Raw genomic sequence first — 14,911 nt, 5'->3', positions numbered from 1 at the left:
CGGTTGCGCTGGAACGGTATTCGTCGACTGCCTGGGCGGAATCGGCTCCGGCTAATCCCACAGCGGCACCTCCGTGCCCCGCCCCTCGGCGATCGCGCGCGCCGCCAGCGCATGCGCTACCGCGATATCGGTGAGCACAAGCCCGCTGTTGTAGACGAAGATCTTCTCGTCGTCGGAGCGGCGAGCCGTGGCCGCGCGGGTGAGGATCTGGGGGAGTTCGGCGTCGACCGAGCGCAGCGTGCCGTCGGGGCCTGCCATGTCGGTGCCGGTCAGCGCCATCTGTGCGGCACTGGTCGCCACCACCCGATCGGCGTCGACCAGCGTCGACGGTGCCAGCCCGTATCCCACGAGCACCGCGACGGAACCCGGTGCCAGATGGGAGGACTCGAGCGCGACCTCGGTGCCGGGACCGGCCGTCGCCAGCACCACATCGGCGGTGGGTGCCGCCGCGTACGGATCGTCCACCTGTTCCAGTACCGCGTGCGGCACCTCGGCGGCCAGCTGCGCGTGCACCGCCGCCAGGCCCTCGGCGTGCGTGCCGTACACCATCAGCTTGCGTAGCTGCGGGTTCGCCGCGAGCAGGTGTGGCAGCGCGTTGCGCCCCTGCGTTCCGGTACCGATGAGCAACGCGCTCTCCGCACCGCGGCGGACCGTCTCGCGCACCAGCAGTGCCGACACCGCCGGAGTGCGCAACGCGCCGACTCGGGCGCAATCCATCATCGCGATGGGGGCGCCGGTGGTGTCGTCGTAGAGGGTGATGGTGGTGTAGTACCGCTTGGTGCTGCGGTCGTGACCCGGGTCGAACTTGTAGGAGGTCTTCATCGCCACCACGCGGCGGCGACCATCGCGGCCGAGCATTGCGTAGGACACCGACGAGCCACCAGGATCGGCGACGCTCAGCTTGCGCGGGTTGTCGGATTCGCCCGCTGCGAAGGCGAGATAGGCCTCCTCGACGGCCCGTACCACCTCGGCGGGCGTGATCGGCACATCGGCCAGATCGCTGCGCGAGAGCACTCGGAGCCCGACGCTGCGGTCACGGTTGTTCAACGGATCCTCGTTCATCTGCACTGTCCTGCCCTGCCGTCCGATCGGTGCGCGCCCGATACGGCGCGATCACCTCTTGCCCGTACCCATTCTCGGACGCTTCCTCGCCCCGCCGACGACGTTCCGGCAGGCGGATATTGACGCGCTTGAGCCACCGATCGGTGCCGTCGTAGCGGGCGCGGAACGGTACCCGGCCGTGCACGGCCACATCGTTGTCGACGAGCAGGAGCTCGCCGGGGGCAAGCGCCGGAGCGTGACAGACGCGCGCGAGTTCGGCGGTGAGCCGGGCGTAGGCCGCGCGGAACGCCGGGTCCGCGTCGTCGAGCGGGGTATAGGCTGGGTCGTATCTGATGGTGTCGCAACCGTTTTCGTCCACCCAGACGGTGGGCAACGGTGGTGCGAACGATCCGAAGTCGGTGCCGTAGGAGACATCGGGCAGGATCGGCACCGTCGGGGTAGCCAGGACGCGGCGGTCCTCGTCGCTGAGTTCGACCTCGCGGATCGAGGACACGGTGGTAGCCACGCGATCCGGGTTGCGCACGCACGCCAGCATCAGCAGATTGGCGCGTTCGGCGTGGAAGGCGTCCTCGGAGTGCGGGCTCAGCAGCGTCGCGCTGCTGGCACCGGACTGTTCGTGTTCGTGTCCGGCGGCGGGCACGATGTTGTTGACCAGCCGCCCGTTCTGCTGACCGAGCCAGCCGAACAGCTCACCCGCACACCGCGCGAGCAGCAGCAGGACGATGTCGAGTTCCAGCGAACCGAGGTGGATCGAATCGCCCGCCGAGACGGCCGCGCGCTGCCAATCCGCAGGCGTCGGGCCGAATTCGGTATCGCTCACGCGCAGTCCCCGCACCACGGTCGCGCCCGCTGCGGTGGCGGGTGGGCGCACGGCGTGTCGCACGGATGCCGGGAGTTCGCCGGCGCGCCGATCGATCTCGGCCAGCAGGGCGGGGTCGTGCAGGGTCTCGGTATGCGGTAGGTCACTCAGTTGATGTCGGATCTCGGCGGCGAGGCGGCGAACGGCCTGGGCGGCGTCCGGCTCGAACTCGCGGTACTCGATGTCGTGCAGGTGAATCGTTTTACGTTCGGAGAGAACGCTTTTCACCGGCCTTCCCTTCTTCGCATCGGTCGAACGCGGGTGGTGGAGACTCGATGAGCGAAGGTAGTGCCTGGCAATGGATTAGGCAAGACTTACCTAACATGCTCTCATGGCAAATAGCTTATGGGTATGAGCCTGATTTCTACCCGAAGTCGCTGGCAGTCGCCGAATCGGGGGCCGTGGGCGGCGTGGCGGAACGGTCTCGGTCGAAAGGAAGACCACCACCGGGCCACTGTTTTAGGCTAGCCTCGCCTAGTTTGCGGCGCCCGGTGAAGGGGTTCGGCGCCCGCCGCTCGAGGAGGAACACCATGGGTTTCACACGCAGGCAGTTGCTGCAATCCGGCATCGGTCTCACCGCAGTGCTGCTGGCCGCCGCGTGCACCAGCGGCGAGGAGTCGAATGGAACCGTCAAGCCGGGCGGCACGCTGCGCGTCGGCGCGCTCGGCACCGCCGCGCGCAGTGAACGCGATCCGCACGCCAATCTCAGCAACGAGAGCGACTTCCTGATCGCCTCGCTCGTCTACGACGCGCTGACCGTTCCCGGCGACGACCCGAATGTCGTGCCGCGCCTGGCCTCGCGCTGCGAGGCCGACGCCGAGAATCGCCGCTGGACCTTCACCATCGCCGAGGGCGCCAAGTTCCACAACGGCGCGCCGGTCACCGCCGAGGACGTGGTGTGGTCGATGCGGCGGCTGCGGTCGGTGGGCGGGGCGTCGAAGATGCCGGTCGCCGAGAACGACATCGTCGCCGACGGCCCGAACCGCGTGGTGTTCACCGTGCCCGCACCCAATACCCAACTGCCGCTGCTGCTTCGGCTGATGACCTTCACCGTCCCGCAGGGCACCACCGACTTCGCCGCCGCCGTCGGCTCCGGTCCGTTCCGGCTCGAGTCCTACCAGAACGGCAACGCCCGCCTGGTGCGCAACGAGAACTGGCACGGCACCCCGCCGTCGCTGGATGCCATCGAGGTGACCATGTTCGACAGCGTCACCGCGCTCGGCAACGCGGTGCTCGGTGGACAGATCGACCTGGCCTCCAATGTGGGCGCCATCGCGGGCCGCACCGCCGCCGGTCGCGGCGACCTGCAGGTGATCCGCCGCCCGGACGACACCATGCTCGGTGTCGCGATGCGCGCCGCCGACGGGCCGTTCGCCGACGCGCGGGTGCGCACCGCGTTGCGGCTGGGCGTGGACCGGGAGGCGCTCGTCAACCAGGTGCACTCCGGGTTCGGCACGGTCGCCGCCGATGTGCTCGGTACCGCCGACCCGCTCTACGACACCTCGCTGCGCCGCGGTCGCGATATCGAGCGGGCGAAAGCCCTGCTGCGCGAGGCGAATTTCGATACCGGACGCAGCTACCCGTTCGTCACCAAGGCCGAGGTACCCGGTGAGGTCGAGTCGGCGAAGGTGATCGCCAGCCAGCTCGCCGAGATCGGGGTCCGCCTCGATGTGCAGACGGTCGAGTCGGCCGCGTTCTACGACCAGACCTGGTTGAACGCCCCGCTCTACACCGTGTCCTGGGGCACCAACGATTCGGTGCTTTTCCTGGCCGACAAGCTGATGACCTCCGGTTCCAACCGCAACGAAACCGCCTTCCGCGACCCGGAATTCGATGCCGCCAACGCCAAGGCGCTCGCCGCGACGGGCGATGAATACGGCCGTGCGGTGCGTGAGTTGCAGCGCATCCAGTTCGAGCGCGGTGGCTACCTGGTGTGGGGCATGGCCGACGGTGTCGACATCGCCGCCGCGTCCGTGCGTGGGCTGCCGACCCTCGGCGGTTTCGCCCGCGTCCAGCTGGAACGTGCCTGGTTGGCGTGAGTGCCGTGAAAGCGTTCGCCCTGCCCGCGCTGCGCCGGGTCGTGCTGCTGGTGACCCTGCTGGCCATCGTGTTCGTCGCGGTGGACCTGCTGCCCGGCAGCGCGGCCCGCTCGGTGCTGGGCAGGGAGGCCGGTGCGACCGAGCTCGCGGCCAAGGAGCACGAACTCGGCCTGGATCGCGCACTGCCGGTGCAGTTCTGGCACTGGATCACCGGTGTGCTGACCGGTGATTTCGGCCGGACCGCACGCGGCAACTCGATCGGTGACATGCTCGCCGACAAGTTCCCGCAGACGCTGCTGCTCGGCGGGATCGCCCTGCTGCTCACGGTGGTGTGCTCGCTCGCCCTCGGCTGCTGGTGGGCGATGCGGCCCAAGGCTTTCGGTTCGCGACTCCTGCAGCCGACCACCACCATTGCCGTCGCCGTCCCCGAATTCGTCTGTGGCACCGTGCTGATCCTGGTGTTCTCCCTGGCCACCGGCTGGTTGCCCGCCGTGACGATCACCGACCGCTCCGGATTCCCGGCGGGCCCCGAGATGCTCGTGCTTCCGGTGCTCGCACTCGCGATTCCCCAGATCGGCTGGAACACGCGGGTGGTGCGGTCGGCGCTCCTCGACGTCGCCGCGGCACCGCATGTGGAAAGTGCTGTCCTGGACGGTCTTCCGCGCCGGACCATCTTGTTGCGCCACATGCTTCCCTTCGCCGCACCCACGATCGTGGCCGGATACGCGACCTCGGTCGGCATGCTCTTCGGTGGCGCCCTGGTCGTCGAAACCCTCTTCAACTACCCCGGTGTCGGCGCCGTCCTCGCGGGCTCGGTGGCCGACCGCGACACCGCGACCGTCGCCGCCGTGGTCGCTCTCACCGCCATCGTCATCATGGTCCTCCTCGCGTGCGCCGACTTCGTCCGCACCTGGTCCACCCGGGGCGCCCGATGACCGGCGCTCGAGACGCGCTGGTGGCGGGAGCTACTCGGCCGATGCTGCCACCAGAGCGTGGTGATCAAATGTCCAAGTCTTGTGGGGCTGAGGTGCGCAGGGCGGGCGGGTCGAGGAAGACGAGTGTGATCGGTGTGGACCGGTGGATTCCGAGGAGAGCCCGGCGTGAAGGCTGGGGCTTCGGGGAATCCGTGGAGGTGGCGTGATGGGTACGGAAAGGTGGGGGCTCGGCCGGAGCGCTTCGCGCACGGCGGGGCGCTTCGGGGGAGTTGTGCGTTCGTGGCGGTGGGGTACGGGTTTCGGGGTGGGGCTGGTGGTGTCGGGCGCGCTGGTCGGGCCGTTGTTCGCGCCGCACGGGGCGGAAGAGGCGGTGGGGATTCCGTTCGCGGAGCCGGGTGGGGGCGCGGTGCTCGGCACCGATCGGCTCGGGCGCGATGTGTTCAGTCACCTGCTGACCGGGGGAACGCAGCTGCTCGTGGTCTCGGCGGTGATCGCGGTGGCGGTGACCGTGTTGTCGGCGGTGCTCGGGGCGGTCGCCGCGGTGCGGCCGCGGGCGGGTTCGGTGATCGAACTCGCGGGTGACCTCGTCATTCTCCTGCCCGCCGTGCTCGGCATCCTGCTCGTGCTCACCGCCTGGCCGCAGGGTGGGGTAGCGGCGTTGATCGTGGTGTCGCTGGTGTTCGGAGTGCCGTACTGCGCACGGATCTTCGCCGCCTCGGCCGCGAGCATCGCCGCCACCGGCTATGTCGAAGCAGCCGTCGCCAGCGGAGAATCACTGCCCTACTTGGTGTTCCGTGAGATCCTGCCCAACCTCCGCTCGGTCTTCACCACCCAGCTCGGCCTGCGTTTCGTCGTGGCGATCTATCTGGTGAGTACCGTCTCCTTCCTCGGTGTGCCCGCGCTCGGGGCCGACAACTGGGCGATCATGGTCCGCGACAACGCCTCCGGCATCCTCCTCAACCCCTGGGCCGTGCTTGCCCCCAGCGCCGCCATCGCGATCGTCGCCGTCGGCGTGAACCTGGTGGTCACCGCCGGGTCCGCGCGTGATGGTGCCCGACGCCGACGGGCTGGAGCCACTGACTACGTCCCCGATCGAGGAGCGATGGTCGGCGCGGGCAGCCGCGGTGACGTGCAGGTTTCCGGTTTCGGCCGGCAGCGCGACCAAGCGGGCACCCCCGCAGGGATGCCAAATGAGACAGCATCGCCCACCGACGTAGAGCTGGCGGTGATGGACGGACTCGTGTCCAGCGGGCGGCGGAATGGACACCCCGCGGCGGTCGACGCCGGGGATGCGGCGGTGGTGGATGGGCTGACGGTGGTGAGCGCTGCGGGGGCGGTGTTGTTGGCGCCGTTGTCCTTCCGGCTGAAGGCGGGATCCGTGACGGCGCTGACCGGGGCGTCCGGGGCGGGCAAGTCGACGGCGATGCGGGCGCTGCTGGGGCACGTGCCCGCCGGGATGCGGTGTGCGGGCACGGTTCTGGTGGCCGGACACGACGTCTTCGGGCTCGATCCGCGTGCGCTGCGGACTTTCCGGCGCGAGCGGATCGCCTACGTCGGCCAGGATCCCGGGTCCGAGCTGAACCCCCTCCTGCGCGTTAGTGCGCTCCTCACCGAAGCCGCACCCACCAGTTCCGAGGCCGAACGACAAGCGATGCTCGATCGCGTCGGGCTGGACGAGACGTTCCTGCGGCGCCGCGTCGGTCGCCTGTCCGGTGGCCAGCAACGCCGGGTGGCCCTGGCCCGCGCCCTCCTCCGCCGTCCGACCGTCCTCGTCCTCGACGAACCCCTCGCCGGTCTGCACGGCGCCTTGCGCACCGAAATAGCGCGGCTCATAGCCGATCTCGCCGTCACCGACGCCACCGCCGTCCTGCTATCCGGCCACGACACCACCACCGTCCATGCCATCGCCGACACGGTGATCGAAGTCCATCCACCCAGCGCCGTACCGCGATCCCGCCGGGTGGGCTCGGCGCCGATCGGGCACGATGAGAAGGCAACGCCGTACGGCCGCCAACGAGGTGACGCGTCGACGGGTGACGGCGCAACGGTTGCAGCTGTTCAGCGCACAGCCGGTCGCCGCACCGCTGAGCCCGAGGACGACCGGGCCGCTGGGTCAGCTGACCAGGCGCCGTGCTGCGAGAGCCCGGTTGCCGAGGGTTTCGCCGGACCTGCGAGTCCCGCGACCGACGGGCGAGAATCGCCGGGAATCGCGCTGTCCGCCAAGGGGATCACCGCCACTGCCGACAACCACCGGATTCTCGGTGAGATCGATCTGGAAGTACGCGAGGGGGCGGCATTGGCGGTGGTCGGGCCTTCGGGGGCAGGCAAGACCACGTTGGCGCGGGTGATCGCCGGCTTGCAGATCGGGGTCGCGGGCGTTGTCGAAGCAGGCGCGGTGCGGGCGCCGGTCGGGAAACGGCGACGGATCAAGCCGGGGGCCAAGGGTATTCAGCTGGTCACGCAGAACCCGTTGGCAGCGTTGAATCCTCGCCGAACCGTCGAACAGACCCTGGCAAGGCCGCTGCGGCGGATCGCCCGCGTGCCGAAACCGGACGTGCGCAAGCGGGTCGACGCCCTGCTCGCCGATGTGGACCTGCCTGCCGACCTCGCGAGCAGGCGACCACACGAACTGTCGGGCGGGCAACGTCAGCGCGTCGCCCTGGCGCGAGCTCTCGCCGCCGATCCGGCCGTCCTGATCTGCGACGAGATCACCACCGCCCTCGACCAGCACACGGCCGCGGGCGTCATGACCCTGCTCGACCGCCTGCGCACCGAGCACGGCACCGCCGTCCTGCTCATCAGCCACGACATGGCTCTGGTCGCCAGGCACTGCACCGACCTGCTGGTCCTCGACCACGGCGAGGTCGTCGAAAGAGGTGATCCCGCAATCGTTCTCGCCGCTCCGGCGCACCGCGCCACCGCGGAGCTGCTGGTGTAACGGCGCGGCGGCAGGAGTCGATCACATCGGGTTGTCCCCCAAGCGTTTTCAAGGAGACGAACCCCGATGATCCACCCTGCCCCTCCACATGAGGGCGCTGTGCCGCCGAGCCCGCCACCGTCGACCGGCATTCCGGTGGTGCGGCCGTGGGGCGAATCGTCTCCGAACCTCGCGCCGGAACCGACCCCATCGCGTCGTAGATCCCCGGTGCTGCTCGCGATCGTCGCCGTCGTCGTATTGCTCACCGCCGCCGGAGCGGTCACGGGCTACCTCCTCACCCGGCCCGGCGAACCACGCATGGCCGTCGGCGATTGCGTGAGCCGGGACGAACTGCCCGTCGAATACGCCTGCGCCGACGACCTCGCCGTCTACCGGGTGCACGCCAGGGAACCGATGCAGCACCCGTTCGCCCTGTCCTGCATGAAATTCGAGAAGGCGACCCGCGCGGTAGCCGACCCGAGCCCCACCGACGGCGAAACCGTGCTGTGCCTCGAACCGACCGAGAAGAACGCGACCGACGCGGGCGGTCTTCGCCCCGGCGACTGCATCGATGTGCGTAAGTCCGGCGGCGAAATCGAACGCAGCACATGCGGATTCACCGGCGGACCGCACGTTGTGATCGCCACCGAGCTGCACGTCAAGGTCCCGGTCACCGATCGGGCCTGCGAATCCCACCCGGAAACCCGCGAAGCCTACGCCCAATCGTCCCTGGGTGGCCGTGCCGTGGTGATCTGCACGAAGCCCGCCGAGGACTCCGATTCGATGGCGGGAGCCTTTGTGGGCGAATGCGCTTCGAATGTGTCGATGAAGACGATCGCGTGCGCGCACCGGTCCGCCACGCACCGGGTGCTCTCGGTGCGGACCCAGTACACCGAACCGGCCGACCCGAAATGCGAGGAGGTCACCAACGCCAACGCGGCGTCGGTCTCGGTCAACGACAACACCGACCTGCGCGTCGTCGTCTGCCTGGGGCCGATCGACCAGAACCACCTCGGTTACGCCCGGCCCGGCGACTGCGTCACCGGTTACGCGGGCACCGCTGGCCTGCCGAGGCTGGTGAGCTGTGACGACAGCAGTGCCGACGGTCGCGTCACGTCCGTGTACGACGAAGCGAACATCGGATGTTCGGCAGGCGAGGCGCGAATGTCACGCGAGGCGGGCGTGTCCCACGGCTCGACCATCTGCCTCGTCGCGACCTGAGAACTCTGAGAAGTCACTGTGAGATGTGCATGGCGGCGCGCTGATCTGGATGATTGGTTGAGTGTCTGTGCAGAAAGCCGGCGTCATCGTCGCCGTGGCGGTGGCCGCGTTGCTCACGGGGTGCAGTTCGCTCGCGTCGATTCCCGGTGACATGCCACCGGGCCCCGGCGTGGCCTTACCCGTCATCGATATCGATGCGCCGGGGCGCGCCGCCACGCAATTGCGCGGCTGGGCCGACGAGCAGTCCGACGCGCTCGGCATCGCACCGGTGGCCCTCGAGGCCTACGGCTACGCCGCCGCCGTGCTCGCCAGGTCGGCTCCGGAGTGCGGCATCGCGTGGACGACCATCGCGGGCATCGCCAGCGTGGAGAGCGGGCACGGCACCCACCGCGGCGCCGACGTGGACGCCGACGGAACCGTTCGCCCGCCGATCATCGGTGTCGCCCTCGACGGGACCAAGGGCAATGCCGTCATCCGTGACACCGACGGCGGCCGCCTCGACGGCGACACCACCTACGACCGGGCGGTCGGTCCGCTGCAGTTCATCCCCGAGACCTGGCAGCGCTGGGCCGTCGACGCCAACGGCGACGGCGTGCTCGATCCCCAGAACATCGACGACGCCGCCCTCACCGCCGCCCGCTACCTCTGCACCCGCGGCGGCAACCTGACCTCGGCCGACGGCTGGCAGCGTGCCCTGTTCGCCTACAACCAGTCGAACAAGTACATGCTGGTCGTGCGGGATCGCGCCGCCGCCTACAGCATCGGGCGCCGCGCCTAGTCGCCACCTGCCCGGAGTGCCGGTTACTGCCTGCCACCGCGAGACGATAGGCTCGGCTGCGCACGGACCATCCCGTGAGACCTACCGTGCCTTTCCGTCGTAAGGAGTCGTTTTCGTGGCCATCATCGAACAGGTCGGAGCTCGCGAGATTCTGGATTCGCGCGGCAATCCCACTGTCGAGGTCGAGATCGCCCTCGACGACGGCACCCTGACCAGGGCAGACGTGCCGTCCGGCGCGTCCACCGGTGAGCACGAGGCCGTTGAGCTGCGCGACGGTGGCGACCGCTACAACGGCAAGGGCGTCACCAAGGCCGTCGAGGGTGTCCTCGACGAGATCGCGCCCGCCATCATCGGCCTCGACGCCGTCGAGCAGCGCACCGTCGACCAGGTCCTGCTGGATCTGGACGGCACCCCCGACAAGTCACGCCTCGGCGCGAACGCCCTGCTCGGTGTCTCGCTGGCCGTGGCGCGCGGTGCCGCCGAGTCCTCGGGCCTCGAGCTGTTCCGCTACCTGGGCGGCCCGAACGCCCACGTGCTGCCCGTGCCGATGATGAACATCCTCAACGGTGGCGCGCACGCCGACACCGGTGTGGACGTGCAGGAATTCATGGTCGCCCCGATCGGCGCGCCCACCTTCCGCGAGGCGCTGCGCTGGGGCACCGAGGTGTACCACTCGCTCAAGGCCGTGCTCAAGGAGAAGGGCCTGTCCACCGGCCTGGGTGACGAGGGTGGCTTCGCCCCCGACGTCGCGGGCACCAAGGAAGCGCTCGACCTGATCAGCCTGGCCATCCAGAAGGCGGGCTACAAGCTCGGCACCGATGTCGCGCTCGCGCTCGACGTGGCCGCCACCGAGTTCTACACCCCCGGTGAGGGTTACAAGTTCGAGGGCAAGGTCCGCTCGGCCGAGGAGATGGGCCAGTTCTACGAGGAGCTGCTCACCCAGTACCCGCTGGTCTCCATCGAGGACCCGCTGTCGGAGGACGACTGGGACGGTTGGGTCGCGCTCACCGACGCCATCGGCGACAAGGTGCAGCTCGTCGGCGACGACCTGTTCGTCACCAACCCGGAGCGCCTGGAAGAGGGCATCGCCAAGGGCGCGGCCAATGCGCTGCTGGTGAAGGTCAACCAGATCGGCACCCTCACCGAGACCCTCGACGCGGTCGACCTGGCTCACCGCAACGGCTACAAGACCATGATGTCGCACCGTTCGGGCGAGACCGAGGACACCACCATCGCCGACCTCGCGGTCGCCGTCGGTTCCGGCCAGATCAAGACCGGCGCCCCCGCGCGTTCGGAGCGGGTCGCCAAGTACAACCAGCTGCTGCGCATCGAGGACGCCCTCGGTGATTCGGCACGCTACGCCGGCGACGTGGCCTTCCCGCGTTTCACCGGCGAGTTCTGAACAAGAAGTACCGCGGGACCTGGAGATGATGGGGTAGAGCGCCAATGACCGAGCGACGTGCGCGGGGGACCAGTCCGGGTGGACGAGGCGACCGGCGCACGTCGCGGGCCGCGCGCTCACGCCCCAGCCCGCTCGACACACCCGGCCGTCCGACCGCCGCCAAACGCACCACCCGGCGGCGGCCGGAAACGGCCACCCGCAAGCCGAGCGGCAAGCTGGAACGCACCGAACACACGATCCTCGGGCTCTCTACCGGCAAGGCGGTGATCCTGGCGGCCGTGCTGTGCGGACTGGCGCTCACCCTGGCCGTGCCGACGCGCACGTACTTCAGTCAGCGTGCCGAGGCGGCCGCGCTGGCCGAGGAACGCGCGGAACTCGACGCCGACCTGGCCGCGCTGCGCGATCGTCGTGCGCAGCAACAGGATCCGGCCTACATCCGCACCGAGGCCCGTGAACGGCTGCGGCTGGTGATGCCCGGCGAAACCCCTTACATCGTGCAGGTTCCCGGCATCGAGGCGCCTGCACCGCCGCCGATGAGTACCCGAACAGCGGAGCCCGACCCCTGGTACACCGACCTGTGGCGCAGCATCTCCGAACCAGCACCGGAAGGACCGTAGGTGACCGCACCGAACGAGCGCGACCTCGAGATCATCGCTCGGCAACTGGGCCGCGAGCCGCGCGGAGTCCTCGCGATCGCCTACCGCACCCCCGACGGTCTGCCCGCCGTGGTGAAGACCGCGCCGCGCCTGCCCGACGGCACCCCGTTCCCCACGCTGTACTACCTCACCGACCCCCGGCTCACCGCTGAGGCGAGCAGGCAGGAGTCGGCCGGGGTGATGCGCGAGATGACCGAACGCCTCGCCCACGACCCCGAACTGGCCGCCGCCTACCGCGCCGCGCACGAGAGCTACCTGGCCGAGCGCAACGAGATCGAGTCGCTCGGAACGGATTTCACCGGCGGCGGCATGCCCGACCGGGTCAAGTGCCTGCACGTGCTGATCGCGCATTCGCTGGCCAAGGGGCCGGGCGTGAACCCGCTCGGTGACGAGTCCGTGGCCCTGGCCGCCGACGCCGGGCTGCGCGGGACCGCCGTTCCCGCCGACTGGCCCGCTGCCCGCAAGTCCGACGAACAGGCATAATCGCGGGACAGCAGCTGGTCGAGACCTGGAGGAACACTCATGAGTGAGCGCATCGCCGCAGTGGATTGCGGAACCAACTCGATCCGTCTGCTGATCTCCGAAGTCGGCGCCGACAACGCGCTGACCGACGTGCACCGCGAGATGCGCATCGTGCGACTCGGCCAGGGTGTCGACGCGACCGGACGACTCGCCCCCGAGGCGATCGAACGGACCCGCGCCGCGCTGGCCGACTACGTCGATGTGATGCTGGCGCAAGGTGTTTCACGCGTACGGATGGTGGCCACCTCGGCCACCCGCGACGCCGCCAACCGGGACGACTTCTTCTCCATGACCCGCGCCGAGCTGGGCCGCGTGGTCGAGGGTGCCGTCGCCGAAGTCATCACCGGTGACGAAGAAGCTCGGCTGTCCTTCGCCGGCGCGGTCGGTGAATTGTCGGCCGATGCCGGACCTTTCGTTGTGGTCGACCTCGGTGGCGGCTCCACCGAACTCGTCGTCGGTGACGAAAAGGGTGTGCAAGCCGCCTATTCCGCCGATATCGGCTGCGTGCGCATCACCGAACGCTGCCTGCCGGGCAACCCACCCACGGCCGAACAGGTCTCGGCGGCAAAGGAATTCGCGCAGGAGAAGCTCGACGAAGCGTTCGCGAAGGTCCCGGTCGACAAGGTGCGCACCTGGGTCGGTGTCGCGGGCACCATGACGACCATCACCGCCGTCGCCCTCGACCTCCCCGAATACGACTCGGAGCGTGTACATCTCACCCGCCTTAGCCTCGACGAGGTGCACCAGGTGTGCGACCGCCTGGTCGCCATGAACCACGACGAGCGCGCCGCCCTCGGTCCCATGCACCCCGGCCGCGTCGACGTGATCGGCGGCGGTGCGGTGATCACCGAGGTGCTGGCCGACGAACTCGCCGCGCGAGCGGGCGTCACCGAACTCGTCGTCAGCGAACACGACATCCTCGACGGCATCGCCATGTCGATCCTGGGCTAGCAGCGGCTCAGCGGATGGTGACCACTCGGCTGTGGTGTCCGGTGGAACCGTCCGGGAAGGGCGGGACTCGTTCGTCGGTCTGGATATAGCCGGTGGCGTCGGTGGCTCGAACCCGCAGGGAGTGGGTGCCGGGGGAGGCGTCCCAGCGCCAGGTCCACTGGCGCCAGGTGTCGATCGAGTAGGCCTCGGCCAGGGTGGCCTCCTGCCAGGCGCCGTCGTCGACCTGCACTTCGACCGCGCGGATACCGCGGCCCTGCGCCCAGGCGACGCCCGCGACGACGACTTCACCAGCGGGTAGGGTCGCGAACGCTGCGGGGACGTCGATCCGCGAGGCGGTCTTGATCGGCGCCGTCGGCGCCCATCCGCGACGGGTCCAGTAGGCCTCGGTCCGATCGAAACGAGTGACCTCGAGGTCGACGACCCATTTGGTCGCCGAGACGTATCCGTAGAGACCGGGGACGATCATCCGGGCCGGATAACCGTGCGCCACCGGCAGGGCCTCGCCGTTCATGGCCACCGCGAGCAGGGCGTCCTGGTTGCCGGTGAGGGCGGCCAGCGGGGTGCTCGCGGTGAAGCCGTCGATGCTGCGCGACAGCACCATATCGGCATCGCGGGAAGGACCCGCCTCGGCCAGTAGGTCGGCCAGCCGGTACCCGGTCCAGCGGGCCGTGCCGAGCAGGTCACCACCGACCTCGTTGGAGACGCAGGTGAGCGTGATGACGGATTCGACGGCGTCGCGGGAAAGCAGCTCGTCGTAGTCCAGCCGGATCTCGCGCTCGACCATGCCGTGGATGCGCAGTCGCCACTCGCCGCGGGTCAGCGAGGGCAGTTGCAGGGCGGTGTCGACGCGGTAGAACTCGTCGGCGTCGGTGACGAACGGGGTGATCCCCTGAACGGGCAGATCCATCTCGGCCGACACCGGCGGTGCCGGTTTCGCGACCCGGGGCAACAGGAATGCGGCGCGGTCGGCGGCGATATCGCGCAAGCGGGTGGCGAGGTAGCGCCCGGCCACGCCTGCCGCGACGACGCCCGCGGTCACCCCGCCCAGGGCCAGCAGGAAACCACGCCTGCTCGGTCCGGTGGCCGGTTCCGGCTCCGACCCCGAGAAGCTCACGAACAATACGGTCAGCGCGGCCACACCGGCGAGGGTTCCGGCGAGCGCGGGCACCGCGAACCAGAATGTGGCACTCGGACGCCGCAGCGCCAGGAAGGCGACGATCACGCCGAGCACGGTGAGCCCGCCCGCCGCGAGGGCGAAGCGGCGCCGGGCGAGCTCACCGAGCAGACTCGCCGCCACCACCATCACCGCGCCCATCGAGATGGCCAGCGCCAGTTTGTCGTTGGCGCCGAACCAGCGGATCGCGCTGTCCTTCAACCACTTCGGTGTATTGTCGACGACGGTGGCGCCGAGCACGAAGAACGGCGAAGCGGCGGGAGCGACGAACACCGCGACGAGATGACCGACGGCCAGCACGGTGGCCGCGGCCACCGTCGCGGCTGCCGCGGCCGCGAGGTGCCCCAGTTCGCGGGGTGCGCGGTGAATCATGCTGACCTCCTGAGGATGTGGCT

12 protein-coding genes are annotated in these 14,911 nt (G+C 69.5%); 9 read left to right on the top strand and 3 right to left on the bottom strand.

From position 1 onward, the window contains the following. Positions 1-51: 51 nt before the first annotated feature. Entirely contained in the window at positions 52-1,062 is a 1,011-nt protein-coding gene (locus tag NCO8_RS08655) for an ornithine cyclodeaminase family protein (protein WP_174550305.1), read from the bottom strand. Continuing rightward, positions 1,034-2,149: a TauD/TfdA family dioxygenase gene (locus tag NCO8_RS08650; protein WP_084456783.1), complete on the bottom strand. Its 1,116-nt coding sequence runs from the start codon at positions 2,147-2,149 to the stop codon at positions 1,034-1,036. The genes NCO8_RS08655 and NCO8_RS08650 overlap by 29 nt, the downstream gene beginning before the upstream one ends. Positions 2,150-2,451: 302 nt before the next feature. Between NCO8_RS08650 and NCO8_RS08645 the strand changes: the two genes are divergently transcribed. The 9 genes from NCO8_RS08645 to NCO8_RS08605 all read left to right on the top strand — a co-directional run bounded on the left by NCO8_RS08645 (position 2,452) and on the right by NCO8_RS08605 (position 13,342). Further along, a complete protein-coding gene (locus NCO8_RS08645) occupies positions 2,452-3,960 on the top strand; it encodes an ABC transporter substrate-binding protein (protein WP_067637910.1) in 1,509 nt (502 codons plus the stop codon). Further along, positions 3,957-4,895, top strand: a complete 939-nt coding sequence (locus tag NCO8_RS08640; RefSeq protein ID WP_084456780.1) for an ABC transporter permease — start codon at positions 3,957-3,959, stop codon at positions 4,893-4,895. Before NCO8_RS08645 ends, NCO8_RS08640 begins: the two co-directional genes overlap by 4 nt. Before the next feature lie 205 nt (positions 4,896-5,100). Continuing rightward, positions 5,101-7,833 (top strand): ABC transporter ATP-binding protein/permease, encoded by a 2,733-nt coding sequence (locus tag NCO8_RS32385; RefSeq protein WP_084456777.1) that lies wholly within the window; start codon positions 5,101-5,103, stop codon positions 7,831-7,833. Positions 7,834-7,899: 66 nt separating this feature from the next. Then, a complete protein-coding gene (locus tag NCO8_RS08630; protein WP_157104838.1) occupies positions 7,900-9,033 on the top strand; it encodes a hypothetical protein in 1,134 nt (377 codons plus the stop codon). 67 nt (positions 9,034-9,100) lie between these two features. Next, entirely contained in the window at positions 9,101-9,811 is a 711-nt protein-coding gene (locus NCO8_RS08625; protein WP_067485552.1) for a lytic transglycosylase domain-containing protein, read from the top strand. A gap of 115 nt (positions 9,812-9,926) precedes the next feature. Beyond that, on the top strand, positions 9,927-11,213 hold the full coding sequence (gene eno, locus NCO8_RS08620) for a phosphopyruvate hydratase (protein ID WP_067485554.1): 1,287 nt from the start codon (positions 9,927-9,929) through the stop codon (positions 11,211-11,213). A gap of 44 nt (positions 11,214-11,257) precedes the next feature. Then, positions 11,258-11,830 carry an FtsB family cell division protein gene (locus NCO8_RS08615; protein ID WP_067485556.1) on the top strand — a complete coding sequence of 191 codons (573 nt, stop codon included), beginning with the start codon at positions 11,258-11,260 and terminating at the stop codon, positions 11,828-11,830. Next, positions 11,831-12,352, top strand: coding sequence for a DUF501 domain-containing protein (locus NCO8_RS08610; RefSeq protein WP_067485558.1), 522 nt, complete (start codon positions 11,831-11,833; stop codon positions 12,350-12,352). A 39-nt stretch (positions 12,353-12,391) separates the two neighbouring features. Continuing rightward, the gene (locus NCO8_RS08605) at positions 12,392-13,342 is read left to right on the top strand and encodes a Ppx/GppA phosphatase family protein (RefSeq protein ID WP_067637906.1); all 951 of its coding nucleotides are present in this window, start codon (positions 12,392-12,394) and stop codon (positions 13,340-13,342) included. Between the two features lie 7 nt (positions 13,343-13,349). Here NCO8_RS08605 and NCO8_RS08600 read toward each other — a convergent pair whose 3' ends face one another. Further along, a complete protein-coding gene (locus NCO8_RS08600) occupies positions 13,350-14,888 on the bottom strand; it encodes a molybdopterin-dependent oxidoreductase (RefSeq protein WP_067637904.1) in 1,539 nt (512 codons plus the stop codon). Between the last annotated feature and the right edge of the window lie 23 nt (positions 14,889-14,911).

The organism is Nocardia coubleae NBRC 108252 (assembly GCF_001612805.1).
In the GTDB taxonomy this organism is placed as follows: domain Bacteria; phylum Actinomycetota; class Actinomycetes; order Mycobacteriales; family Mycobacteriaceae; genus Nocardia; species Nocardia coubleae.
The sequence above is the reverse complement of the archived record's forward strand: the minus strand, read 5'-3'. Positions and strand labels throughout refer to the sequence as shown.